This is a genomic window from Pseudomonas sp. GNP012 (assembly GCF_054343835.1).
The window spans coordinates 2,370,260-2,392,705 of sequence record NZ_JBTGUU010000001.1; the positions used below are offsets into that span (position 1 = coordinate 2,370,260).

At 58.4% G+C, this 22,446-nt stretch carries 27 protein-coding genes and 2 pseudogenes; 15 read left to right on the top strand and 14 right to left on the bottom strand.

What is annotated here, in order from left to right; genetic code table 11:
* Positions 1-27: 27 nt before the first annotated feature.
* The 4 genes from glnP (at position 28) to ACXX83_RS10615 (ending at position 3,555) form a co-directional block, all read left to right on the top strand.
* Positions 28-684: a glutamine ABC transporter permease GlnP gene (gene glnP / locus ACXX83_RS10600; RefSeq protein ID WP_102700415.1), complete on the top strand. Its 657-nt coding sequence runs from the start codon at positions 28-30 to the stop codon at positions 682-684.
* Positions 681-1,403 carry a glutamine ABC transporter ATP-binding protein GlnQ gene (glnQ, locus tag ACXX83_RS10605; protein ID WP_217835223.1) on the top strand — a complete coding sequence of 241 codons (723 nt, stop codon included), beginning with the start codon at positions 681-683 and terminating at the stop codon, positions 1,401-1,403. The genes glnP and glnQ overlap by 4 nt, the downstream gene beginning before the upstream one ends.
* Positions 1,404-1,412: 9 nt before the next feature.
* Positions 1,413-2,462 carry a C45 family autoproteolytic acyltransferase/hydrolase gene (locus tag ACXX83_RS10610; protein ID WP_458548403.1) on the top strand — a complete coding sequence of 350 codons (1,050 nt, stop codon included), beginning with the start codon at positions 1,413-1,415 and terminating at the stop codon, positions 2,460-2,462.
* A gap of 187 nt (positions 2,463-2,649) precedes the next feature.
* Positions 2,650-3,555, top strand: a complete 906-nt coding sequence (locus ACXX83_RS10615) for a MurR/RpiR family transcriptional regulator (RefSeq protein ID WP_126045891.1) — start codon at positions 2,650-2,652, stop codon at positions 3,553-3,555.
* Here ACXX83_RS10615 and ACXX83_RS10620 read toward each other — a convergent pair.
* Positions 3,554-3,658, bottom strand: a pseudogene (locus tag ACXX83_RS10620) (LysR family transcriptional regulator); the annotation flags it as partial. The gene ACXX83_RS10615 and the pseudogene ACXX83_RS10620 overlap by 2 nt on opposite strands.
* A gap of 85 nt (positions 3,659-3,743) precedes the next feature.
* On the opposite strand from ACXX83_RS10620, the gene ACXX83_RS10625 reads away from it, so the two are divergent.
* The 4 genes from ACXX83_RS10625 to ACXX83_RS10640 are packed head-to-tail and all read left to right on the top strand — an operon-like array spanning position 3,744 to position 5,565.
* Positions 3,744-4,019 (top strand): metal/formaldehyde-sensitive transcriptional repressor, encoded by a 276-nt coding sequence (locus ACXX83_RS10625; protein ID WP_007974809.1) that lies wholly within the window; start codon positions 3,744-3,746, stop codon positions 4,017-4,019.
* Between the two features lie 19 nt (positions 4,020-4,038).
* Entirely contained in the window at positions 4,039-4,968 is a 930-nt protein-coding gene (gene dmeF, locus ACXX83_RS10630) for a CDF family Co(II)/Ni(II) efflux transporter DmeF (RefSeq protein WP_458548404.1), read from the top strand.
* A 39-nt stretch (positions 4,969-5,007) separates the two neighbouring features.
* Positions 5,008-5,376 (top strand): hypothetical protein, encoded by a 369-nt coding sequence (locus tag ACXX83_RS10635; RefSeq protein ID WP_458548405.1) that lies wholly within the window; start codon positions 5,008-5,010, stop codon positions 5,374-5,376.
* 6 nt (positions 5,377-5,382) lie between these two features.
* Positions 5,383-5,565 (top strand): DUF1289 domain-containing protein, encoded by a 183-nt coding sequence (locus ACXX83_RS10640; protein ID WP_015095164.1) that lies wholly within the window; start codon positions 5,383-5,385, stop codon positions 5,563-5,565.
* Between the two features lie 57 nt (positions 5,566-5,622).
* Here ACXX83_RS10640 and ACXX83_RS10645 read toward each other — a convergent pair whose 3' ends face one another.
* The 4 genes from ACXX83_RS10645 to ACXX83_RS10660 are packed head-to-tail and all read right to left on the bottom strand — an operon-like array spanning position 5,623 to position 9,572.
* The gene (locus ACXX83_RS10645) at positions 5,623-6,459 is read right to left on the bottom strand and encodes an MliC family protein (RefSeq protein ID WP_458548406.1); all 837 of its coding nucleotides are present in this window, start codon (positions 6,457-6,459) and stop codon (positions 5,623-5,625) included.
* Between the two features lie 38 nt (positions 6,460-6,497).
* A complete protein-coding gene (locus ACXX83_RS10650; RefSeq protein ID WP_217835228.1) occupies positions 6,498-7,880 on the bottom strand; it encodes an LLM class flavin-dependent oxidoreductase in 1,383 nt (460 codons plus the stop codon).
* Positions 7,881-7,917: 37 nt separating this feature from the next.
* Positions 7,918-8,763 carry an amino acid ABC transporter permease gene (locus tag ACXX83_RS10655; RefSeq protein ID WP_015095168.1) on the bottom strand — a complete coding sequence of 282 codons (846 nt, stop codon included), beginning with the start codon at positions 8,761-8,763 and terminating at the stop codon, positions 7,918-7,920.
* Positions 8,760-9,572: an ABC transporter substrate-binding protein gene (locus ACXX83_RS10660; RefSeq protein WP_086780440.1), complete on the bottom strand. Its 813-nt coding sequence runs from the start codon at positions 9,570-9,572 to the stop codon at positions 8,760-8,762. The genes ACXX83_RS10655 and ACXX83_RS10660 overlap by 4 nt, the downstream gene beginning before the upstream one ends.
* A 207-nt stretch (positions 9,573-9,779) precedes the next feature.
* Between ACXX83_RS10660 and ACXX83_RS10665 the strand changes: the two genes are divergently transcribed.
* Complete coding sequence (locus ACXX83_RS10665; RefSeq protein ID WP_458548407.1) at positions 9,780-10,091, top strand: hypothetical protein; 312 nt, start codon at positions 9,780-9,782, stop codon at positions 10,089-10,091.
* A gap of 32 nt (positions 10,092-10,123) precedes the next feature.
* On the opposite strand, the gene ACXX83_RS10670 is transcribed toward ACXX83_RS10665, so the two are convergent.
* The 3 genes from ACXX83_RS10670 to ACXX83_RS10680 are packed head-to-tail and all read right to left on the bottom strand — an operon-like array spanning position 10,124 to position 10,923.
* Positions 10,124-10,399 (bottom strand): type II toxin-antitoxin system RelE/ParE family toxin, encoded by a 276-nt coding sequence (locus tag ACXX83_RS10670; protein ID WP_458548408.1) that lies wholly within the window; start codon positions 10,397-10,399, stop codon positions 10,124-10,126.
* Entirely contained in the window at positions 10,399-10,671 is a 273-nt protein-coding gene (locus ACXX83_RS10675) for a CopG family ribbon-helix-helix protein (protein WP_458548409.1), read from the bottom strand. The genes ACXX83_RS10670 and ACXX83_RS10675 overlap by 1 nt, the downstream gene beginning before the upstream one ends.
* A gap of 21 nt (positions 10,672-10,692) precedes the next feature.
* Positions 10,693-10,923, bottom strand: coding sequence for a hypothetical protein (locus tag ACXX83_RS10680; protein WP_458548410.1), 231 nt, complete (start codon positions 10,921-10,923; stop codon positions 10,693-10,695).
* 124 nt (positions 10,924-11,047) lie between these two features.
* On the opposite strand from ACXX83_RS10680, the pseudogene ACXX83_RS10685 reads away from it, so the two are divergent.
* Together ACXX83_RS10685 and ACXX83_RS10690 are read left to right on the top strand one after the other, a co-directional pair.
* Positions 11,048-11,395: pseudogene (locus ACXX83_RS10685) on the top strand (Tn3 family transposase); the annotation flags it as partial.
* A gap of 153 nt (positions 11,396-11,548) precedes the next feature.
* Positions 11,549-12,721 (top strand): acetyltransferase domain-containing protein, encoded by a 1,173-nt coding sequence (locus ACXX83_RS10690; protein ID WP_458548411.1) that lies wholly within the window; start codon positions 11,549-11,551, stop codon positions 12,719-12,721.
* 57 nt (positions 12,722-12,778) lie between these two features.
* Here ACXX83_RS10690 and ACXX83_RS10695 read toward each other — a convergent pair whose 3' ends face one another.
* On the bottom strand, positions 12,779-13,552 hold the full coding sequence (locus ACXX83_RS10695; RefSeq protein ID WP_015095171.1) for a ParA family protein: 774 nt from the start codon (positions 13,550-13,552) through the stop codon (positions 12,779-12,781).
* Between the two features lie 236 nt (positions 13,553-13,788).
* Between ACXX83_RS10695 and ACXX83_RS10700 the strand changes: the two genes are divergently transcribed.
* The 3 genes from ACXX83_RS10700 to ACXX83_RS10710 all read left to right on the top strand — a co-directional run bounded on the left by ACXX83_RS10700 (position 13,789) and on the right by ACXX83_RS10710 (position 15,557).
* On the top strand, positions 13,789-14,487 hold the full coding sequence (locus ACXX83_RS10700; protein WP_458550181.1) for a potassium channel family protein: 699 nt from the start codon (positions 13,789-13,791) through the stop codon (positions 14,485-14,487).
* Between the two features lie 83 nt (positions 14,488-14,570).
* The gene (locus ACXX83_RS10705) at positions 14,571-15,026 is read left to right on the top strand and encodes a glycine zipper 2TM domain-containing protein (protein ID WP_458548412.1); all 456 of its coding nucleotides are present in this window, start codon (positions 14,571-14,573) and stop codon (positions 15,024-15,026) included.
* Between the two features lie 72 nt (positions 15,027-15,098).
* Positions 15,099-15,557 carry a metallophosphoesterase family protein gene (locus ACXX83_RS10710; protein WP_458550182.1) on the top strand — a complete coding sequence of 153 codons (459 nt, stop codon included), beginning with the start codon at positions 15,099-15,101 and terminating at the stop codon, positions 15,555-15,557.
* Positions 15,558-15,615: 58 nt separating this feature from the next.
* On the opposite strand, the gene ACXX83_RS10715 is transcribed toward ACXX83_RS10710, so the two are convergent.
* A complete protein-coding gene (locus ACXX83_RS10715) occupies positions 15,616-16,074 on the bottom strand; it encodes a winged helix-turn-helix transcriptional regulator (protein ID WP_458550183.1) in 459 nt (152 codons plus the stop codon).
* Positions 16,075-16,209: 135 nt separating this feature from the next.
* Here ACXX83_RS10715 and ACXX83_RS10720 point away from each other — a divergent pair, with 135 nt between their 5' ends.
* The gene (locus tag ACXX83_RS10720) at positions 16,210-17,493 is read left to right on the top strand and encodes an MFS transporter (RefSeq protein WP_458548413.1); all 1,284 of its coding nucleotides are present in this window, start codon (positions 16,210-16,212) and stop codon (positions 17,491-17,493) included.
* A gap of 109 nt (positions 17,494-17,602) precedes the next feature.
* Here the strand turns inward: ACXX83_RS10720 and ACXX83_RS10725 are convergent, their stop codons facing one another.
* The 4 genes from ACXX83_RS10725 to ACXX83_RS10740 all read right to left on the bottom strand — a co-directional run bounded on the left by ACXX83_RS10725 (position 17,603) and on the right by ACXX83_RS10740 (position 22,074).
* A complete protein-coding gene (locus tag ACXX83_RS10725; RefSeq protein ID WP_458548414.1) occupies positions 17,603-18,181 on the bottom strand; it encodes an eCIS core domain-containing protein in 579 nt (192 codons plus the stop codon).
* Positions 18,182-18,224: 43 nt separating this feature from the next.
* Positions 18,225-18,656: a GFA family protein gene (locus ACXX83_RS10730; protein WP_458548415.1), complete on the bottom strand. Its 432-nt coding sequence runs from the start codon at positions 18,654-18,656 to the stop codon at positions 18,225-18,227.
* Positions 18,657-18,678: 22 nt separating this feature from the next.
* Positions 18,679-21,615 carry a sensor domain-containing phosphodiesterase gene (locus ACXX83_RS10735; protein ID WP_458548416.1) on the bottom strand — a complete coding sequence of 979 codons (2,937 nt, stop codon included), beginning with the start codon at positions 21,613-21,615 and terminating at the stop codon, positions 18,679-18,681.
* A 228-nt stretch (positions 21,616-21,843) separates the two neighbouring features.
* Positions 21,844-22,074, bottom strand: a complete 231-nt coding sequence (locus tag ACXX83_RS10740) for a hypothetical protein (protein WP_458548417.1) — start codon at positions 22,072-22,074, stop codon at positions 21,844-21,846.
* Positions 22,075-22,446: the final 372 nt, after the last annotated feature.

The following is a 22,446-nucleotide window of genomic DNA, read 5'->3' on the forward strand; positions in this document are numbered from 1 at the left end:
GCCCTTCAATAAAAAAGAGAATTCAGCATGCATTTCCAATGGAGCGCCATCTGGGATGCGCTGCCGGTACTGCTCGAGGGCGCCAAGCTGACCTTGTGGATCTCGATCCTGGGTCTGATCGGTGGCGCCATCATCGGCGTAGTCGCGGGCTTTGCCCGCGCCTACGGCGGTTTTCTCAGCAGCCGTGTTGCGCTCGTTTTCATCGAACTGATTCGTGGCACACCGATCATGGTGCAGGTCATGTTCATCTACTTCGCCTTGCCAATGATGGTGCCGGTGCGCATCGATCCGTTCAGCGCGGCGGTGGTGACCATCATGCTCAACTCCGGCGCCTACATTGCCGAAATCACCCGCGGAGCGGTGCTATCGATCAACCGTGGATTTCGCGAGGCCGGGCTGGCGCTGGGATTATCCGGCAGAGACACGCTGCGCTACGTCATTGCGCCGCTGGCCTTCCGGCGGATGATCCCGGCGCTGGGCAACCAGTGGATCGTCAGCATCAAGGACACTTCACTGTTCATTGTCATTGGTGTCGCTGAACTGACCCGCCAGGGGCAGGAAGTCATTGCCGGTAATTTCCGCGCGATGGAAATCTGGTCGGCGGTGGCCATCATCTATCTGATCATTACCCTGGTATTGAGTTACGTGCTGCGGCGCATGGAATCGAGGTTGAAAATCCTATGATCGAGTTCAAAGGTGTCTCCAAGCACTTTGGCAGTACTCAAGTGCTGCATGACATCAACCTGAAGATTTCCAGCGGCGAAGTGGTCGTGATCATTGGCCCGTCTGGATCAGGCAAGTCGACGCTGTTGCGCTGCATCAACAAGCTCGAAGAGATTACCGCGGGCCAGTTGATCGTCGATGGACTGGAGGTCAACAACCCCAAGGTCGATGAGCGGCTGATTCGCCAGGAAGCCGGAATGGTTTTCCAGCAGTTTCACCTGTTCCCGCAGATGACCGCACTGCAGAACGTGGCCTTCGGCCCGGTGCGGGTGCGTGGCGCCAGCCGTGCGGAAGCCGAGGCGATCGCCGCCGGGCTTCTGGCAAAAGTCGGCCTCGCCGAGCGGGCCAATCACTACCCGTCCGAATTGTCCGGTGGCCAGCAACAGCGAGTGGCCATTGCTCGCGCGCTGGCGGTCAAGCCCAAGCTGATGCTGTTCGACGAGCCGACTTCGGCACTCGACCCGGAGTTGCGTCATGAAGTGCTCACCGTCATGAAGTCGCTGGCCGAGGAAGGCATGACCATGGTGATAGTCACCCATGAAGTGGACTTTGCCCGCAAGGTCGCCACTCGACTGATCTTTATCGACAAGGGCCGCATCGCCGAGGACGGACCACCCGCCACGCTGATCGCCAACCCTCCCAGCCCGCGCCTGCGGGAATTTCTACAGCACGTATCCTGAGGAGACGTCATGACGTTGTCCCAAATTCATCTTGAAGGCGACGCGCACGCAATAGGTCATGGCCTCGGTGTCTTCGGTCGTGATGCCGTGCATCGGCACTTGCGTCCATTGGCACTCTGGCAACACCTGGCTGCGCTGGCGCAAACGCCAGCCGCCGCGCAGATGCGTCAAGCAGTGCAAGCAGCGTTTCCTCGTTACTGGCGTGAAATCGAAGGACTGGCCGCTGGCTTGCAGCTGCCGTTCAATGAAGTGTTCATGTGGAACTGCCGGGGTGACTTCGTTCACCCGCAAAGCGTGGATGGCTGCACCACGGTGTTCGGTCCTGCCGGCGGCGGCACGCTGATCGCTCACAATGAGGACGGCTTGCCACAACTCAGGGGGAGCTGCGCATTCGCCCATGTCAAACCCGAGTCAGGCCTGGCGTTCAGCAGCTTTGTCTATCCGGGCTCCTTGCCTGGACACACCCTGGCCGTCAACGAGCGCGGACTGGTGGCGACCGTCAACAACATTCGCCCGGCCAGCATTCCAGCCGGTATCCCTCGACAGATCCTGGGCCGCGCAACGCTTGACGCCCACACCCTCCAGGAAGCGATTGCGATAGTGACCCGAACCGACCGCGCCGGTGCGTTTCACCATACGTTCGGCCAGGCCGGGAGCAATCGGGTCGTCAGTGTCGAGGCCAGCGCCGAAGGCAGCGCCATCAGGGAGGTGCGCAGGCCGGGCGGGCATTCGAACCACCTGATCGCGCCGTCGCTGAACCGGGTCCCTCAACGCATCACCGCCAGCTCAGGCGCCCGGCAACGATGCGTTGACCAGCAGCTGCAGCAGGTACCTGGCGAGCTGGATGCCGATTTGTCTTTGGGTATACTGCGCGACACTTCGGGTGGGCACCTGCCTGTATACCGCACCGCCGCCGATGATCCGGACGATGAAAACACCTTGGCCACCGGGGTTTTCCTGATCAGCGCCAGCGCTGTAAAGTGGCGGATTCATACAACGCCAGACACCGGCCGACCCGATATCGAGGGCGTAGTACTCAACCCTCTCGGCAAAAGTTAGCGCTATGAGAAAACAGGAAGGCCCCGGAGAAAAGCTGTCCCGGGCACTCTGATGAAAATCACGCCAGGGGTAGTCTTTGCGATGGCCCCTGGCGCGGTAGAATTGGCAGTTTTCACGCGTCGCAGCACCGATTTTCCAAGCACTCAAGGTCGAGTGGCGACCGCCCAACAGCTTATGGATGCCCCTGATGACTATTGCCCCGGCAGAATTACCTGACACTTTGAATGGCCTCAAGCAATTGCTCGAAGCCATCGAACGGCGCGAGGTGGATATCGCCTTGGGCAGCAGCTCCAGACGCGTGTTGATGGCACTGATCGAGTCGCCGCAACGCACCGCTGTATCTTCGATCAGTGAGCTGGCGGAGCAACTGGACGTCAACGCCTCGACACTGTCCCGGCTGGCACAACGCCTGGGCTATGGCGGCTTCAGCAAATTGCAGGACGTCTTTCGCCGGGAGATCACCGAAGGCAAGCATTTCTACAGTGACCAGGCCTCGCAACTGGTGGTCAATGCCGGTGACAAGGACATCCTCAACCAGTTGACTCGCCTGGGTCGCCAGGAAAGCGCAAACATCGCCAGCATGATCGAGCAGGTCGATCCCGACGTGTTTGTCCAGACCGTCGAATTGCTGGCCAGTGCCCACCGGGTACGGATCCACGGTATGCGCCAATTCAATTCGCTGGCTCTCTTCATGTCCTACGGCCTGGGCATGTTGCGCCCGGATGTGGCGGCGCTCGATTCCAGTCGCCAGGGTGTGGCGGATGCCCTTGCGCAACTGGATGTGGGCGATGTGCTGGTGGTGTCCAGCTGCTTCCCCTACACCCCCAGCGTGCTCGCCACTGCCGAAGTGGCTGCCCGCCACGGGATCAGGGTCATTGCGCTGACCGACTCATCCAGCTCGCCGCTGGCCAAGGTTGCATTGCACAGCTTCTATGTGCCCAACCACAGCCTGTTTTTCAGCAACAGCATGTGCGCCTTCATGTTGCTGGCGCAGGCGTTGTTGAGTGCCGTTGCCAGCAAGTTGGGCGAGGCGTCCGTTTCCGCGTTGAAACATCGTGAAAGCTTGATCGAGGAACTCAACGCTTCGTTGTAAGGCCCGTATCAGCACGCACGGCCACCAGCAATGATTCGCTGTCATTAGCTGTCAGGTTTCCTTTTGGTGTAATCGTCTGAAGTTCGTTGCCGCGATGGTTGCGCCGATCTCTTCCCCCGCCGATCTTGTATAGGTATAGGGGGTATGCCTATCATGCGCAAAGCATAGGTAGGGGGGGTATCCATCCAATGGGCCATATCGCAGCAAACAAAGACGATCTTCTCAAGCGCGTAAAACGTATCGCCGGGCAAATCCAGGCCGTTGAACGCGCACTGGAATCGGATCTCGATTGCGCCAGGACACTGCACCTTGTGGCCGCCACTCGCGGCGCCATCAACGGCTTGATGGAAGAAATCATTGAGGACCACGCGCGCGAGCATGTCGCGAACCCTGCGCTGAGTGAAGCGGAGCGCAACAAGGGCGTCGAAGAGTTGCTTGAAGCCATTCGCCGTTACTCCAAGTGAACGCATCCAGGTAAATATCATGAGCAGCCCCCCCATCAACTACAGGCACGACCACGTGTTCCTTGGCCCGGCGCACGACGAAAATGCCAAGCGAACGCTTTGGGTTGTGGCACTGACCGTTGTGATGATGGTTGGCGAGATCACCGCAGGGTACATCACGGGCTCGATGGCACTACTGGCCGATGGTTTTCACATGGCAACCCATGCCGGCGCATTGGGCATCGCGGCGGCCGCTTACGGATACGCAAAGCGCCATGCCTACAGCCAGCGCTACAGTTTCGGTACCGGAAAGGTTGGAGACCTGGGCGGGTTCGCCTCGGCGCTGATCCTCGGCATGGTCGCCCTGGGCATTGGCGTTGAATCTGTCATGCGCCTCTTGCAGCCAACGCAGGTTCAGTTCGGCACTGCGACGCTCATCGCGATTGCCGGTTTGATCGTCAATGTCATCAGTGCCCTGCTGCTGGGACACGGACACGGACACAGTCATGGGCACGATCATGAGGATCACGGCCATGCCCATCCCCATCACGGCAACGACAACAACCTGAAATCAGCCTATGTCCACGTCATCGCAGACGCGCTGACTTCGGTTCTGGCCATTGTTGCACTGCTCGCCGGCCGGTATCTGGGCTGGGTATGGCTGGACCCGGTCATGGGCATCGTCGGCGCCATCGTTATCGCGCGTTGGGCCTGGACCTTGATGGGGACCACCGCAGGCGTGCTGCTCGATCAGACCGATGCGCACGTTGCCGAGGAAATCCGCGAACTGGTCGAGAAACCGGGGGATGCCACCATCACGGACCTGCACGTCTGGCGAGTCGGGCCGCAAGCCCATGCGGCCATCGTCAGCGTCCTTGGCGAAGCCACGGCGAGCGCCGACAGCATTCGTGAACGTCTCAAGCCGGTGCACGAAGTCAGCCACCTGACGGTCGAGTTTCGACCGGCCTGATCAAGCACCTCCCCACTCTTGCCTCCAAAGGAACCCCTGATGCCACCAGGCAAACGTGAACTGGCGCGGATCGAGCGCCGGTTGATCACCACGCTCACCGAAGCATGCGAAACCGCAAAAGGTGAAATCAAAGGCTTTACCTGGCTCACCCACACCGCTGACCTGAATGCGTTGGCTGAAACCCTGAAGGTCACCTGGGTGTTCGAAACCCTGGCGGACAGGCAGCTCGCCCAGGTTGACGCGAAGGCGCGCATCCTTGAGTTGACGGCCATCGCGTTGAGTGAGGCCAACATCGACCTGACCCCTTCAGACCGCAATGTCCGCTTCGACTCTGAGCAAGAGTGCCAGCGCACTCACGGCGGCGACTGGAAAAGTCGCCTGGCTCAATCACGGATAGCCAAAGGGTGACTGACAATGGCTAAGGAAATCGAAAACCCCTGCATTGCAGTTTGCCAACTCAGTGGTGATCTGTGTGTCAGTTGCGGGCGAAGCAAGGAAGACATCAGAAAGTGGAAGCGCATGAAGCGGCCTGAAAAAATGGCCGCTGTGCAACGGGCGAATGTGCGCTTGAAAGGGCTCAGGAAAGCACTGGGTTAGCCAGCATGGCGCCACGAGCGATCGCCTGCCGGCGATGCGTTCGATGAGCGCGCAGTTTCAAGGTTTTCTTTTGCAATGCGACTCGAGCGCACCGTATCCCCAAGTGATTATCGTCTCGGCCTGATGCTCCCAAAGGGTCTCATTGCGCCCAAGGTACTTTATGCCACTGCCGCCTGGCTGCTGGTACATCAGCGATACGCTATCGCCACGTTCGGCGATTAATGTCGGCGGATCGGTTTCGAAGAACATGGCCGTAACCTCGTTAGCCGGGTTGCCGTCGCACTCGTAGTAAACAGGCCCTGTGCCCGACACCAGTCGGTACCGGGCCTGCAACTCGGCGATGCGACGCTGGTATTGCATGCGTACGCATGCACCCGCGTCATCGCTCTTCCAGCAGTCATCGCGCCCCTTGATCCATCCACGTTGCTCTGCTTTCAGCGTGGGAGGATGCTCGTTGCCGGCCTTGATACTCGCACTGGCATACACTTGCGACAGCTTGCGATCGAGTGCGGACAAGTCCTTGTCCTCACAGATCATCGCTTCGATACCGCCGGGCTTCACCTTGGCGCAATCGTAAGAAGGGCCAGGTGTAACATTGACCGTCAGGGGTTTTGCGGCGTCGCTCCCGGTCGCCTGCATCGCCTTGGTCTGCTGATCGATGTACGTGCACCACTTTTCGGAGTTTCGTTCAGGGACGTTTGCCCCACCGCGAACCCCTGCTTTGAATTCGATCACCGACTTCCATTCATCGGAGCCAATATCCGGCCCGTGCCCTTGCGCATCGGCGGTTTGCAGTCTCTTGTCGATCGCCTGGTACCAGGCGTCAGAGCATAGGGATTGCGCCTGAGCGAATCCCGTGGCGCCAACAAGAAACAAGACAAGATACTTGCTCATGTGCAGTCCTTCTCGTGCCAGTTCCAGTGTCCCAGGCACTACGAGCCTTCATTGAAACGGAACGAAGCGCCATAAGCCGACGCCGGCAAATGGTTCGAACCGTCACCCCGTAACCGCGAGCGAAAGGTACCGCTTTGCGGTTGTGTACGGTATAGACCACGTTTCTGCAATTGAGGGATCACCAGTTCTACGAAATCCTCAAGACTGCCCGGGCTGATCAGCGGATTGATCATGTACCCGCTGGTACCGGATATTCTGGCGTGTTCCTCAATGCGCTCGGCCACCTGTTGAGGAGTGCCCACGAGAATAAGATCACTGCCTCGGGTGACGCTGGCAAAACGCTGTTTGACGTCACCCGCCGTCAAGGGTTTGCCACTGCCATCGGGATGCATCACATAGGAGGTCATGCCCTCGGTGTAGGTGGAAAGCGCCTCACTGTCGGCATAGCGGCCGATATCAATGCCGGTGTCGCCCGCGTAACTGACCAGTTGCGCCTGCAAGTGATAGTTGCTTTGCAGTTCGTCGTATTTGCGCTGCGCCTCAATCTCGGTTTTCGCGGTGACGATACGCAGCACTGTCAGGGACTTCACATCATCACGCTGACGACCACGTGCTTGAGCCCTGGCCCAGATTTCCTCGAGCCCCAGGCGAATTTCCTGCGGATTGGACTTGGCAATGAAGATCAATTCGGCGTGCTTGGCGGCGAACTCACGACCGCGCCCCGACCAGCCAGCCTGAATCAACAAAGGCGTGCGTTGTGGCGATGGGGACGTCAAATGCGGCCCGGCCACCCGGTAATGCTCACCCACATGATTGATCGGTCGCACGCGCTCGCCCCGAGCGTAGAGCTGGCGCGCCTTGTCCGCGACCACGGCGTCGTCGGCCCAACTGCCCTCCCAGAGTTTGTAGACCACATCAAGAAACTCTTCGGCACGTTCATAGCGGTCATCGTGCTTGATCATCTGCTCCAGGCCGAAGTTGCGGGCGGCGCTGGACAGGTATGAGGTGACGATGTTCCAGCCGACCCGGCCGTTGGTGAGGTGATCCAGCGTGCTGAAGCGTCGGGCATGGGTAAAGGGATGTTCGTAGCTGGTGGTCACGGTAACGCCAAAGGCCAGGTTCTCCGTAGCGGCGGCCAAGGCTGGAATGATCATCAGCGGATCGTTCGCCGGGGCTTCCACCGCCCACTTCATCGCCGCATCGGCGTTGCCACCAAACACATCGTAGAAGCCCAGCACATCACCAAAAAACAGCATGTCGAGGTGAGCCTGATCGGCAATGCGCGCCAGGTTCGACCAATAGCCCAGAGAGTTGATCGCCAGTCGCTCGTCAGCGGGATGGGTCCAAAGGCTTGGCGCGCCGCCACAGCCCACACTGGCTTGCTCATAGAGTGCAAACAAAAGAGGTTTTGGATCGGACATCGTGATTCCTGTAAGTAAAGTCATTAAACGGGGCGGTTCACCGCTGATTCTTGAAACCTTTGCCGTAGTGGCGCTCAAGGCGGTGCTGTATCAATTCCAGCCCGATGGACAGCAACCAATAGATGACCGCTGCGGTGGTGAGCATTTCGATGTAGCGATAGGAAGACCGCCCATAGGACTGCGCCAGAAACATGACCTCCCACACGCCCATCACCGAAATCAGCGATGAGTCCTTGAGCATTGAAATGAACTGGCTGGTTGTCGGCGGAATGATCGTGCGCATGGCTTGCGGCAAGATGATGTGCAAAAAGGTCGCCCTCGGCCCAAGACCCAGCGCCTTCGCCGCTTCGCGCTGCCCGGGTGCTACAGCCAGGATGCCGGCGCGAAAGATCTCGCTCAGATAGGCACCATAATTAAGCGAAAGCGCAATGATCCCCGCGCTGATTGCACCGGGTACAACGCCCAACTGCGGCAAGCCCAGATAGATCAGCAGGATCTGGATCAGCAGCGGTGTACCGCGAAAAAAAGACGCATAGAAACTGGCGATACCGAATGCCACTGCGCTGCGTGACAGTCGCGCCAGCGCGGTGACAAAGCCAAGGAGCAATGAGAGCCAGATCGAACACAAGCACAGGAACAACGTCAGCGCGGCGCCTTGCAGGAAACCGTTTGGCCCAAGGTGCAGGCCGACCAGATTGGGCAATTTCTCCAGGATGATCGAAAACTTCAAATCGAAGCTCATGAAGAACAGCACGCACAATCCAGACAGCGCTGCCCACGTCAAATACAGGCGAGTGCGAAATCCAAAAAATTGACTGAATCGGCGCGTCTCGATTGCAGGGGCGGCAGTCGCCTTGGCCGGGTGTGGATTGAGGGCTGTCATTGGCTGATGTCGGCACCGATCCACTTCTGCGAAATCTTGCTCAGCGTACCGTCAGTCTTGAGTTGAGTAATGACCTCGGTGACTTTGGCATTCCATTGCGGGTCGCCCTTTTCAATGGCCACGACGTTCGGTTCGGCATACAGCGTGTCGCCGGCTATCTTGAAGCGCGGATCCTGGGCAATCCGCTCGCGAGCGGTGATGAGGTTGGTGACCATGGCATCAAGGCGCACACCCGTTCCCAGTGCCAAGTCCTGGAAGGCCACCGTTTCATTGTCATAAGGGGCCACCTGGACGTTATCGAACGGATAGTTCAATGGCTTGTCCTCGGCGCCCTCGATCACCAGGTCCTTGTTCAAGTAGGCTTCGTAAGTCGACGCACTGATCACACCGACTTTTTTGCCGGACAAGTCTTTGCCCGCCGTGATGTCCTTGTCCTTGGCATTCACCACGATGACTGCCGGCGACTGGTAATACTCGACCGGAAAATCAAACACCTCGGCCCGTGCCTTGCTCGGCGTCATCGAGCAGACGCAGATGTCATAGCGCCCACTCCAGCGGCCAGCGGCAATCACATCCCAGGACGGTGTTTCCAATTTGAGTTTGACCCCCAGGCGTTGCGCAACAGCCTTGGCAACATCCACGTCAAACCCGTCGAGTTGGTTCTGCTCATTGAGAAACGAGAACGGCGGATAACTTTCCATCAGGACGCCGGTCAGCTCCCCTTTCTGTGTCACGCGATCCAGGGTCGCACCCGCGAAAGCCGTTGAGCAGGTAGCGAGCAACGCCAGGCCAAAGGGTAGAAGCGCCATAGTTTTCAAAGACAAATGCTCCAATCAATTCAAAAAATCTTGAATAGATTAAAACGCACTATAAAACGCATTTGTACTTTCTTTATGGAATAAACAACTCGCTTCAGGCTATATCGGGGAGCCCACAGAATTCGGAAAAAAATCGTACGCTCAGGCTTTTTGATCTGGAGTAGGTCTGCCAGGTTGGGGGTTGGGGGTTGGGAAGCTATGGAACCAAAAACCAACGTAAGCCATGTGCGAGCCGGTGGCTCGTTGTCGCTGGGGTTGTCCGGTGCTGCCGTCAGCGCAGGGGTTGTCGCAGGTGGCATTGCGGGTACCGTCGCCATGCTCTGGCCCAATACTTTTGCGCCTGACGCCGCGTTTTACAGCACCGAAGAATTCGCCAATCTGGTGGTAGTCAGTATCGGTGTATGGGTCAACGTCAAACACCTGCCCGATCCAGAAGCCGCGTTTTTGATCGCCTGCTTAGGTGTAGCGGCTCTCGTTTCAATGCTACGGGGTCTTGCTATCTGCAAATGACAGAGGCCGGTTCAGGCCTCTGTCCTGCCAGGCTATCGGTCTTCACGGGTGTGCCACAGGCGCAGCAGGTAGATAGTCGAATCCAGTATCTCGTAACGCATCTCGTATTGGCCGATTTGAATTCGGCGCACATCCCTTGGTTCGAACTCCTCCAAGCGTTCGCCAATGCGCGGGTTGGTCAGCAGCGTGGTAGGTGCGGCTGTGAGTTGCTGCACTGTTCGAGCGGCGGCTGGCTGATTCACCGAGGCCAGAAACTCGTACAGTCGGGTAATGTCGGAAAGCGCCTTGCTTGTCCACTTCAATTCCATCAGCGCGGCACCGGCAACGGAGTGTCGGTGCTGAGGCTATCAGCCCAGGCTTGGACTGCTTGGTGGTCAATAACGCGGCCAGCGTCAACATCGTCCAAGGCCTCACGGGTCAGACGGCTACGCTCTTCTTCCTGCTCTATCCAAGCGGACAGAGCCTGTTTGACGATCCAGTTTTTGGAGCGTTCCAGACGCTCGGCCATCAAATCGACCTTTTGGGCCAGTTGCTCAGGGACGTGAGCCGTGACAGATCGTGTTTTCGCGGTGGTTGCCATGATAAGGGTTACTCCTGATCGTTACTTCTTGAATTTGATGTCGCCGGATCCTGCAACGGAATGATCGCGGATCGGCGGATTACCACGGATCACGATGTCGCCAGAACCCGCCACGCGGGCCTTCGCGCCCTTGACCACAATTTTGCACACAGGGCGAATCGGTCTCTCTTCCTTCTCGTAGTTGACTGCGCGTTCCCACGCGGAATCGCGATGGGTAGCATTCTGGAGAGTCAATGGGCTGGAATGGTTCATCGGCCGATCCTTGACAGATTTACTCTGCACTAATCTTGGTCAGTTCGATTTAATGCTAATCATAGTGAATAATTATACATCATCAAGAGTGCCGTCAGGTTGGGCTATACCCTCACCTGATGTCAGGCTGCATGCAGGCTTGAACAAGGGAGAGGCTCGCAATACCTTGGCCAGGGCGGTGTTCTTCAACCGTCTCGGTGAAATCAGGGATCGGTGCTTCGAGCAGCAACACTACCGGGCCAGCGGCCTCAACCTGGTGACCGCCGCCATTGTGCTGCGGAACACGGTCTACCTGGAGCGGGCAACCCAAGGGCTGACTGACGCTGGAAAGCCGGTGTACACCGACCTGTTTCAATACCTGTCGCCGTTGGGTTGGGAACACGTCAACCTGACCGGCGATTACATCTGGCGGCAGAACCGCAAGCTGGAAGACGGTACATTCAGCCCGCTACGGCAGGTCGGAAAACCTTAGCGTACGATTTTTTCCGAGTTCTGTAGGCTCCCCATATCGAATCAATGGCCGGAACGTTCACGGGACAGGTCTATATTATGTTATACTGTAACTAAGAATAATCTGTCGGTGGCTACTGGCAGAGCTCTCCGCCCTCCCTGCCTGCGACTTTCGATGACAAACTTCAATCAGATTCCGCCCGCCACGAGCCTAAGCCAGCGCCTGCTATCCATCGATGCCCTCAGGGGATTGGTGATCATATTGATGCTGCTCGATCACGTGCGCGAGACGTTCTTTCTACACCGCCAGGTAGCCGACCCGATGGTCATCGACACCACCGAACCGGCGCTGTTTTTCAGTCGGACTCTGGCCCATTTATGTGCGCCGGTGTTCGTTCTGCTCACCGGACTGTCCGCTTATCTGTACGGCGAAAAGCACCAGGGCAAGAAAGCCGTGTCGATGTTCCTGTTCAAGCGTGGTCTATTCCTGGTTCTGCTGGAGCTCACCCTGGTGAATTTCGCCTGGACATTCCAGTTCCCGCCCAATGTGATCTACCTGCAGGTGATCTGGGCGATTGGCGTCAGCATGACGGCCCTCGCTGCACTGGTCTGGCTACCCCGGCCACTCCTGTGTGTTCTGGGCCTGGTCATCGTCGCCGGGCACAACCTGCTCGATACTCTGCACTTCCCGTCTGGATCAGCGATGCACCTGCCCTGGGCAATCTTGCATGATCGCGGCTGGATCGAATTCTCCGACAGCTTGCGCCTGCGCACTTCCTATCCGCTGCTGCCGTGGATCGGTGTCATCGCCCTGGGTTACTGCATCGGCCCCTGGTTCGCACGCACAGCCTCAACCGCCGTGCGTCAGCGCCATCTGTTACTGGCCGGGGCCAGCGCATTGACCGGCTTCATCGCACTGCGCCTGGTCAACGGTTATGGCGAGGCACATTGGGTGCTCTATGAAAGCACCACACAAACCCTCATGAGTTTCTTCAACATCACAAAGTACCCGCCTTCCCTGCTGTTCCTCTCGCTGACGCTAGGGGTGGGCCTGTTGCTGCTGCTTGGCTTTGAGCGGGCTCGGCAACGCAAGTGGATCAGCACTTTGGCGGTATTCGGCGCAGCGCCGATGTTCTTCTACCTGCTCCATCTTTACGCGCTGAAAATGCTGTATCTGGCCCATGTGGCGTTGTTCGGTTTGAATCAGGGCAACTACTTCGGTTTCGACAGCATTTGGGTGGTGTGGCTGGCGGCAGCACTCCTGGCTATAACGCTGTATCTACCTGTGCGCTGGTTTGCCGCATTGAAGGCTCGTCGTCGTGATATCGGCTGGCTCAAATACTTCTGATCGGAGTACAGGTTCGTAACGGGCGGCTTGCAATAGTGCGTAGACAGCGACTCGCTATCAGGCCGCCCGCTCCAGTGCATCCAGCAAGCCCGCGTACTCCAGCGAGAGTCTGTGGCGCGGGGCCAGATGCACGATGGGAACAGACACTTCGTGAGACTCGCGCATCTTGACGGAACTGCTGAGATAAACCGGCAGCACTGGCAAGCCTTCGGCCAGCAGCTCATTGACGAGATTCTGGTGTAACCCGGTGTGCCCGGTGAACTGGTTGACCACCACCCCTTCCACTTCAAGTGACTCATTGTGATCGAGTCGCAGCTCTTCCACTTGAGCGATGACCCGGTAGATCGCCTGGCGAGAAAAACTGTCGCAATCGAATGGAATCAGCAACCGGTCTGCCGCCACCAAAGCGCTGAAGGTGTAGAAGTTCAGCGATGGCGGCGTATCGATATAGATGCGCTCATAATCCTCGGACAGTTCAACCAGCAACTTGCGCAGCTTGTTGATCTTGAACTTGCTTTCGAGTCTTGATTGCAGGTCTGCCAGATCGGGACTCGCCGTCACCAGGTGGAGGTTGTTGTAATGGGTCTCGGTGATGGACACCCGATTGCGCCGGCCTTCGAAGCCGCCGGACAACGTCTGTTTGAAGAAATCGGCTATGCCGGCAGGAATACGCTCGTTGCTCAGCCCCGTGAGGTAGTGAGTCGAGTTTGCCTGCGGATCGAGATCAACCAGCAGCGTTCGGTACCCTTCGGCAGCACTCACCGCGGCAAGATTGCAGGCGATGCTGGATTTTCCAACGCCGCCTTTTTGATTGAATACGACACGACGCATAAGGCTTGCTCATCCATGAAAAGGCCAAAGGCCATCTGTAATAAATGTAATCACTCATGTCAATTCTATGACTGCAATATTACAGTTTCGCGACAGCGGTTGCCTGAAGGCGCGGACTAGAGCATTCCACACCCATTCACGACTTGAATCGTACTGCCGGCTATTCTGAAGCCAAGTCTGATTTCAACCGTGCGACGTCAGGTCCGAAGCACTACTTAGCCCTTTGGGAAACCGATATGACAGATCCGCAAGATAAACCCGACTCCGACGAGGGTTTAGCTCAGATGCTTATAGGGAAAGGTCCCTGCACCTATCTATTGCTGCTCTTGTTGGGATTGATCCTGCTGTTTCCCTTTCTTGAGGAAGGTCTATTTGCTCGTACGTTGCTTGGCATTCTGTTTTCAATCGTGCTGCTCGTGGGTGCTTTCGCCACCAGGCAGACTCGGCGGGGGTTCATCCTCAAGCTGGGGCTGGCGTTGCTTGGGGTTGGTCTTCAATGGGCGGCGTTGTTGGCTGGGAGTACCGCGATTCTTGGCCTTGCCGGGATAGCTTATACGGCGTCTCTTGCCGTCTCGTTTAGCGCAGTGCTTCGCTATATTCTGAAGCGCGGGCCAATTTCTGCCGACAAGCTGCATGGCGCGCTTGCGGGTTACATCATGCTGGCCTTCGTCTGGTCCTTCGTTTATGCCCTGGTCGAAGTATCCAGCGCTGGTTCATTCGGCCCCGGCCACCTCGACTTCACACAGCCCGGCACGTTCTTCAAACTGATCTATTTCAGCTTCACGACACTCACAACCACCGGTTACGGTGATTTTATCCCGTTGACCAACCATGCCCGTTCACTGGTGATGGTCGAAGAATTTTCCGGCGTTTTTTACGTGGGTGTAGTGATTGCGCGGTTTGCCGGTCTTTATCCATCGAATCAGGCCAGGTGAAAGAAGCGAATGCACCAGGCTTTTTCGTCTAACGTGAATTGAAGCGTTTGCATGATCTATTCCCCTGAAAATGGAGTTCGACGATGAAAACTTTCGCTTCCTGGCTGTCGGTTACGTTCCTTGGGCTGGTGCTTGGCGGCTGTGCCGCGGTCGGCGCCGGGAGCGGAGGCGCTGGCGAGACGCAGATCCGTTCGGAGAAAATCGAGCAGATTACACTCACCCAGATGCAGACCAATCACGATAGCGGCGTCGGCGCCATATTGGGCGGTCTTGGCGGTTTGGCCTTGGGAAGCCTGGTCGGCCAGGGAACCGGTCGGGATGTGGCGATGGTTGCCGGTGCCCTCGCCGGCGGGGTTGGCGGCAATTACGTAGAAAAGAAAAAATATGATCAGCCCGTAGACGCTCAGCAGATCATCGTCCGGACCCAAAGCGGCGTACTGGTTCAGGTGACCCAGCCAATCAATCCGGCGCTGACAAAAGGCCTGAAGGTTTATGTCGAGGGCACTGGAAACGAAGCGCGGGTGGTGCCGCAAAGTTAGTGCCGCAAGGTTAGTGGCGGCAACAATCGCACAGCAGACAGGCCCGTCAGAATGCCGCTCGCCCCACCCGCGATGAAAGTCGGTGTCATCTCCGACACCCACGGCCTGCTCCGCCCCGAAGCCATCGCCGCCCTGCTGGGCTGCGATGGCATCATTCACGCCGGCGACATCGGCAGCGCGCACATCCTCGACCAATTGGCGGGCATTGCTCCGGTGTATGGGGTGCGTGGCAACAACGACCTGGACGCGGCCTGGGCACGCGAGCTGCCCGACTGTCTGCGCCTGGACCTCAACGGCTGGAAGGTCCTGCTGGTGCATGACATCGCCGACGTTGCAATCAATCCAGATGAGCGTATCGACCTGGTGATCTGCGGCCACTCCCATAAACCAGGCATCGAATGGCGCGGCGAACGACTGTTCCTGAATCCGGGCAGCGCCGGGCGTCGACGCTTCAAGTTGCCGGTCACCCTGGCGCTGCTGGAGCTGTCTGCACAGTCCATCGAACCTCGGTTGGTGTCACTGCTCGACTGATTCATCTGCCTGACACCGCCCCGCCTCTGCGCTGGTCATGAACGCATGGCCCATCAATTCACGACTCGTCGGCAACCACCCTGACCCTGTGGCAGTCGGACGGCCCAAGCTTCTGACCGCTGGAGGAGCGAACTTCAATCGGCATCAGCGTCTGCCCGCGCTCGTTGTCCAGCAGCACAGAACGCGTCTCTTCGCGCTTGAACAGGTAACGTTCACCCCACTGTCGCATGCTGACCACCACCGGAAAGATCTCCCGCCCTTTGTCCGTAAGGACGTACTCCTTGTAGGCACTGCCGTCTGACGCGGGTTGAACGTCGAACACACCAACCTCAACCAGGGTTTTCAAGCGCGATGCCAGAATGTTCTTGGCCACGCCGAGGCTTTTTTGAAATTCGCTGAATCGGCGAATGCCGTCGAATGCGTCGCGGATGATCATCAGCGACCATCGATCCCCAATGGCCTCCAGTGTTCTGGCTACCGGGCATTCGCTGCTGTGGGATGAAGTGTCTTCGACCATCGTATTGACCTTCTGGATAAGGATTGCCGGGCTTGCCGTGCAATCCCGAGCAAAGTGGTTGCAAATTAAAACCTGATCCGATAACAATTCAATCCGGTTTTTAATTGAAACCAGTTTAGCGCCACGGAGGCTCATGTGACAGCCGATGCCGATTCAGCCACCCAAACTTTCTCCCCGCAGGCTTCGGGCCTGGCCCATACGGATGATGGAGAAAGCGCCCGCGCAGACAGCTCTGCCGGGCTTTCTCCGTCACTTACGCTGTTGTTTTCCGTCACCTGCGCGCTTGCAGTCGCCAACGTGTATTTCGCTCAACCCCTGCTCGATTCAATGGCTCAGAGCCTGGGAGTTGCCTCATCAATGATCGGGGTCGTGGTGACGGCTACCCAGGTCGGTTACGCGCTGGGGTTGCTGTTCATCGTCCCGCTGGGCGACTTGTTGAACCGCAAGGGGTTGATCCTGACGCAAGTGCTGCTGTCTTCGGTTGCTCTGGCGGGGGTCGGTGCAGCGCAGCAATGGCTGACCCTGTTGGGCGCCATGGTCATCGTCGGATTGCTGGCGGTGATGGTTCAAGTGCTGGTGGCCTATGCCGCCGTGCTGGCAACCCCGTCACAACGGGGCCAGGCCGTGGGCACCGTCACCAGCGGCATTGTCCTGGGCATTCTGCTGGCGCGGTTAACCTCTGGGCTGATCGCCGATCTGGCCGGCTGGCGCGCCGTGTATTTCGTTTCCTCGGGCTTGATGCTGGTCCTCGCGGCGGTGTTCTGGAAAGTGCTTCCTCGCACCCTGTCTCCACGCAACCGAAACACCTACCCGGCGCTCATCCGTTCGCTGTTCAGGCTGTTCATGACCGAACCGGTCTTGCGCATCCGGGGCCTGCTGGCCTTGCTGATTTTTGCCGCGTTTTCGGTGTTGTGGACATCCATGGTGCTGCCATTGAGCGCACCTCCGCTGTCGCTGTCACACACGGCCATCGGCCTGTTCGGTCTGGCTGGCGTCGCCGGTGCTCTTGCTGCCAGAAGAGCCGGTCGCTGGGCCGATCAGGGTCTGGGGCAACGCGTGACCGGCATTTCGCTGGTGATCCTGACGCTGTCCTGGTTGCCCATCGCGTTCGCGCAGACATCACTGATCGCGCTGGTGTGCGCAGTGGTCCTGCTCGACTTCGCGGTGCAAGCCGCACACGTGACCAACCAGAGCTTCATTTTTGCCGCACGACCGGACGCCCAAAGCCGCATGGTGGGCGCCTACATGTGCTTTTACTCGGTGGGCAGCGCACTGGGCGCCGCGGCCGCGACCCAGGTTTATGCGCAATGGGGCTGGACAGCCGTCAGCCTGTTGGGCGCCTCGATCAGTGCGACAGCCCTGGTGCTGTGGTTGATCAGCTGTCATTCCACAACGAACGATCAAGGAAGATCCGCATGAAAACCCGGCACCTCTTGCTCGCCATTTCGATTGCGGCCATGGGGGGGCGTGAATTTCTCGGTGATCAAATTTATCGTCTGCGCAAAACGGGGGCTGAGTCGGGACGGCTTCAGTCAGCCCCTTTGCGCACCGCCCGCCTGACCTCGGCCTGTATGGCATAAGCCGGTGCCTCCACGGCATTGAAGTCATGGGTATAGCGCTGGGCAAATCCGTGCACACCCCATTCCTGATATTGCTGCACATGCTTGAGTTCGTGAGCCCAGAGCGCGACGTCCGTTTCTGCGGCTTGAGGGTCGCGGAAGAGGATGATGTCGATCAGCGTGACGGCGCCGACATCGGGGTTCTGCAGCATGGCAGTGGCGGCGCTGAATTGGCCGTTGTCGCTGATTTTGTAGAGCGCGGCATCGAGGACGCCGGGTTCGTACCAGGACAGCAGTTGCTCACGGATGTGCGCAGGAATGGGTTGGGTACCGGCGGTGACTGCTTCATCACGGGCCTGGGTCAGCCACAGCGCCAGGGCCGGCGTCGCGATCTGGTAGATATCCTCGGGCACCATGTCCGGCAGGCAGATGCAGCCATCCAGGCACACCTGTCTCTCGCCAGCCGGGCAGTCGCTGGTCTGGGCCGGCACTTCAAGCGCCAGGCAAAGCACAAACAGCGCCACCAGGGGCGTGGTGATGGACGGCATTCGGCGCACTCCATGCAGCGGACTGTGGTGAACCGGTTCCGGGTCAGGCATTGACCTGGAGTTCATGCAGAAGAAACCCCAGTGATTCCGGGGCTGCGCAATGGCTTTTTTCCGAGCGATGTTCATCCCATGGCATCGCGTCATCGGTGCAGAAATCTCCAATGCATTCCATGCTCAGCCCGGCATCGAGAAGTCCGAGCGGAATCCAGAAATAAGGTGTTTCGCGAAGAACATTAGGCACGGTCGAGCCACATCGCGAGCAAAAATCATTTCTGTACCCGCTGGATTTGCGCCAACCGGTGATCGCCTCTTGCCCGTCTTCCCATCGAAAGTCGCGAGCGTTGACCAGTGTGGCGAGATTATGGCCGACCCCGGTTTGCTTGCGGCACAGCGTACAATGGCAGCGATAGAAAAATCGTGGTTCAACCGCCAGCGAAAAGCGTACAGCCCCGCAAAGACATTGCCCTGATGCCATGAGTCTCTCCCTTGAAAAATGTTCATCCGTATTGGCTTGCGCCATGTAGTCCGCTTGATCCCTGACGGCCGAGCAGTTCACTCGCCAACAGCGCTTTCAACGCCATCGGCCTGGCAAAGTGATAACCCTGGGCCTGCCCTGCGCCCATTTCACGAAGCAGTTCCAGCGTCGCTTCATCCTCGACGCCTTCGGCCACCACACTCAGGTCCAGCGACTCGGCCATCCGCACAATCGCCCGGACGATCGCGCGACTGCGGGAACTGGTGGTCAGCTCGAGGATGAACGACTTGTCGATTTTCAAACCGCTGAAGCGGTACTGATGCACATAGCTCAGGGACGAAAACCCTGCGCCGAAGTCATCGAGCACCACCGACATACCGTTGTCAGCCAGTTGCTGCATGGTTTGTCGGGCAATCGCCGGCTCGGCGACCAGCGCCCCTTCGGTCAGTTCAAGGCAGATCCGCGACGGCGATACCCGGTGCTGCGCCAACAGTTCCAGCACCTCACTGGCGAAGTCGGGGCGCGTCATGCTGTAGCTGGAACAGTTGACGTGCACAGCAGGCCAATTGGCGTGCTCGGGCTGCGCGAGGATCGCGGCAATGCTGGTCAGCATGTACAGGTCCAGTCGACCGATCAGGCGCAGGCCTTCGACATCCGGCAGGAACTCGCCCGGCGCGATCACGCGGCCGCCCGGCTGATGCCAACGGATCAGCGCTTCCAGGGCCAGCAGCTCGCCGGTTTCGACGCTGACGATCGGCTGGAAATACGGCAGCAGTTCGTCAGTGCGCTTGAGCGCGTTGCGCAAGGCCCCTTCCCGTTCGACCTGGTCCGAGACTTCACGGCGCACTTCCTGGTTGAACACCGCATAGCTGTCGCGCCCGGCACTCTTGACCCGGTACATCGCCGCATCGGCATCGCGCAGCAAGTCGGCGGGTTCGTGGTGGAACTGACTGTCGGCACTGACGATACCGATGCTGCACGACGAAAAAACCTCATGGCCATTGATGAAAAACGGCAGGTCGAACGCCACCAGGATCCGCTCGGCGATCTCGATCATCACGTCCAGCGGGGCCTCGGGCGCCAGAACCGAAAACTCATCGCCCCCCAGGCGTGCCAGCATGTCGGTCTCGCGCAGACAACCGCGCAAACGCTGGGCCGCCTGCATCAACAGCAGGTCGCCAAAGTGGTGGCCGAAGCTGTCGTTGACCATCTTGAAACGGTCCAGATCGATGAACATCACCGCCAGGTGCCCGCCCTCGCTGCCGAACCGCGACCAGGCCAGATTGAGGCGCTGTTGCAGGTAGGTGCGATTCGGCAGCCCGGTCAGCGCATCGTGGGCGTTTTCGTGCTGCAACTTGGCATTGGCGTGATCGAGTTCGCGGGTGCGGCTCTGCACCCGGGCCTCGAGCTTGAGGTTGGCGGCATGGATCGCTTCAGCGGCCGTGCGTCGTGACAGCGCCGTGTCGATGTGCCGCGACACGAACGTCAGCAGTTCCTGGTCACGCTGGGTATAGCGCACCTGCGAGGTATAGCTTTGCACCGCCAGCACGCCACGCACCGCGTCGTCTTCGAACAAGGGAATGCCCAGCCAGGAGTAAGAGCGCACAGACTCATGGGCGATTTCGATTTCACCCTGCGCGTGCAATCGTTCTGCCTCGGCAACGTCAATCAGGCAAGGTCGGCGCTGACGGATCACATACTCGGTCAGGCCCCTGCGCCCTCGCCGTGCCGGCGGGCAGGTCGTCTGCCGTTCATCCACGTAATAGGGAAAAGTCACTTCGCCGGTGGCGTCGTCGAACAGCGCAATATAGAAGTTCTGCGCGAACAGCAGATCACCGACGATGCCATGCAGGGTTTCAAACAACTCGGCCATGTCACCGGGCTGGCTGGACAGTTCGGCAATCTGGAACAGCGCGTTCTGCAGATGTTCGGCGCGTTCCCGGTCTGCCACTTCCTGGCGCAATGCATTGTTGACTGCGGACAGTTCCAGGGTGCGACGCATCACCGTTTCTTCCAGGTCCTCCCGGTGCAGGATCCGGTCCAGCGCCATGGCCACGTGACGGGCGACCACCAGAAACAACGCGCGGTCTTCAGCGCTGTAGATGCGCGAAACGTCGTAGACCTGCATCGCCAGCATGCCAAACACGTCATCGGAAGCATTTTTCAACGGTGCGCCCATCCAGAACTCGGGACGATCACCCACGCAGTGGAAACGGTTTTGTGCCTGGGCCTCGAGAATGCCGGCGGCGTCGATCAGCAAGGGCTGGCCAGTGGTCAACACCTGCCCGGTCAACGACAGGCGCGAAGGGTCAAGGTATTCATGGTTTTCCGATTCCAGCGCGTCGACGTCAATGATGTCGACGTAATACGGGTAATCGATCTTGCCAGTGTGCGGGTTATACAGCGCGAGATAGAAGTTCTCGGCGTCGATCAGGCTGGCCAGCAGCCGGTGAACCCCCACCAGGAACACTGAACGGTCACGGGTCGAACTGGCCAGATAGGTAATTTCATACAGCACACGCTGGGTGATCTGCGCACGGGCCAGGGTATTGGTCTGTAGTTCGATGCCCAGGCGCCGGGCAAAGTCCGCGAACGCGGGTTCAGCAGCTTCATTGATGGGTGCGAGCAGCCAACCCAGCTCACTTTCGCCTCTGCCGGTCGGCCAACGATGCAGGTTCGACGTCAGGCAAAAGGCTTCAAACGCCTCATTGGCAATGCTCGAAGGCCATTGCGCCTGCGGGTCGCCTTGCCCGACCCAATGCATTTGTTCGCCGGCGCGGTAGAACACCCAGTCAGTGCTGTGGGCCCAGTTGCGCGCTGAGTCCAGCACGAGTTCGATCGAGTCGTCGCCGCCGGCGTAAGCCATGCCGACAGCATCCGGATTCACCATGGGTTGGAGCGCGGCCACTTCGCAATGGCTCGAATGCCGCCGGGAGTCGGTCAATGTACGAAAACTCATCAGGGCTCCCTGAGCCAAAAACTGCCGAAACTCACTGACTGATTGCTAGCAATGTGCCATCTAGTTTCACATTTATGTAAAGCTTATAGCGGTTTTTTTCAATGATTTGTTCACTTTAGTGCCAGGTATGAGACGGGCTGCAAATTATTCGCTGCGTATTGCTGTCCACGGAATGTCTGAGCTATCGGGCACAGGCTCTGACTAGGCCCTGCAATTCAATGTGACCTATCAGTCGTCATTGTCATCGCGATCACGGTAGCGACGGTGATCGCGATCATAGCCACGACGATCATAGTCACGGTCATAACCCTGATCATCGTCCCCTCTCCAGTCGTCACCACGTCGATGATCATGATCGTGATATCGCCCGTACCGTTCTCCGTCATCCCAATGCGGGCCGCAGCCTCCCAACAACACGGCGCTGGAAATGGCCAATATCAAGATTACTGCGCGACTCATGAAAACGTCCTGAATGTCGGATTATGGAAGGGTCACGGCTGCTCGAAACGTTCATCCGGGCAGTGTTCACACAGGGTTATGACCATTCTGTAACTCAATGATTCCGCTGGGAAATACAAAGAAGTGACGGTCACTCTCAGCGACCGCGCGATTGATTGCCTGTTGGGACCAACCGGGCCTGTCATCAATAGGCCTGTCATGAATAGCAAAGGGGCTGTCGTCGAATGAAAAGCGTCTGTGATGCGCGGGGCTTTTAATGGTTCTTCACGCAATTCCGGGAAACGCAATACCTGTAGGAGCCAGCTTGCTGGCGATGGACTCAAGAGCGCCGCGTTAATCCAGTTCACACGCGTTAACGTTAACGACCATCGC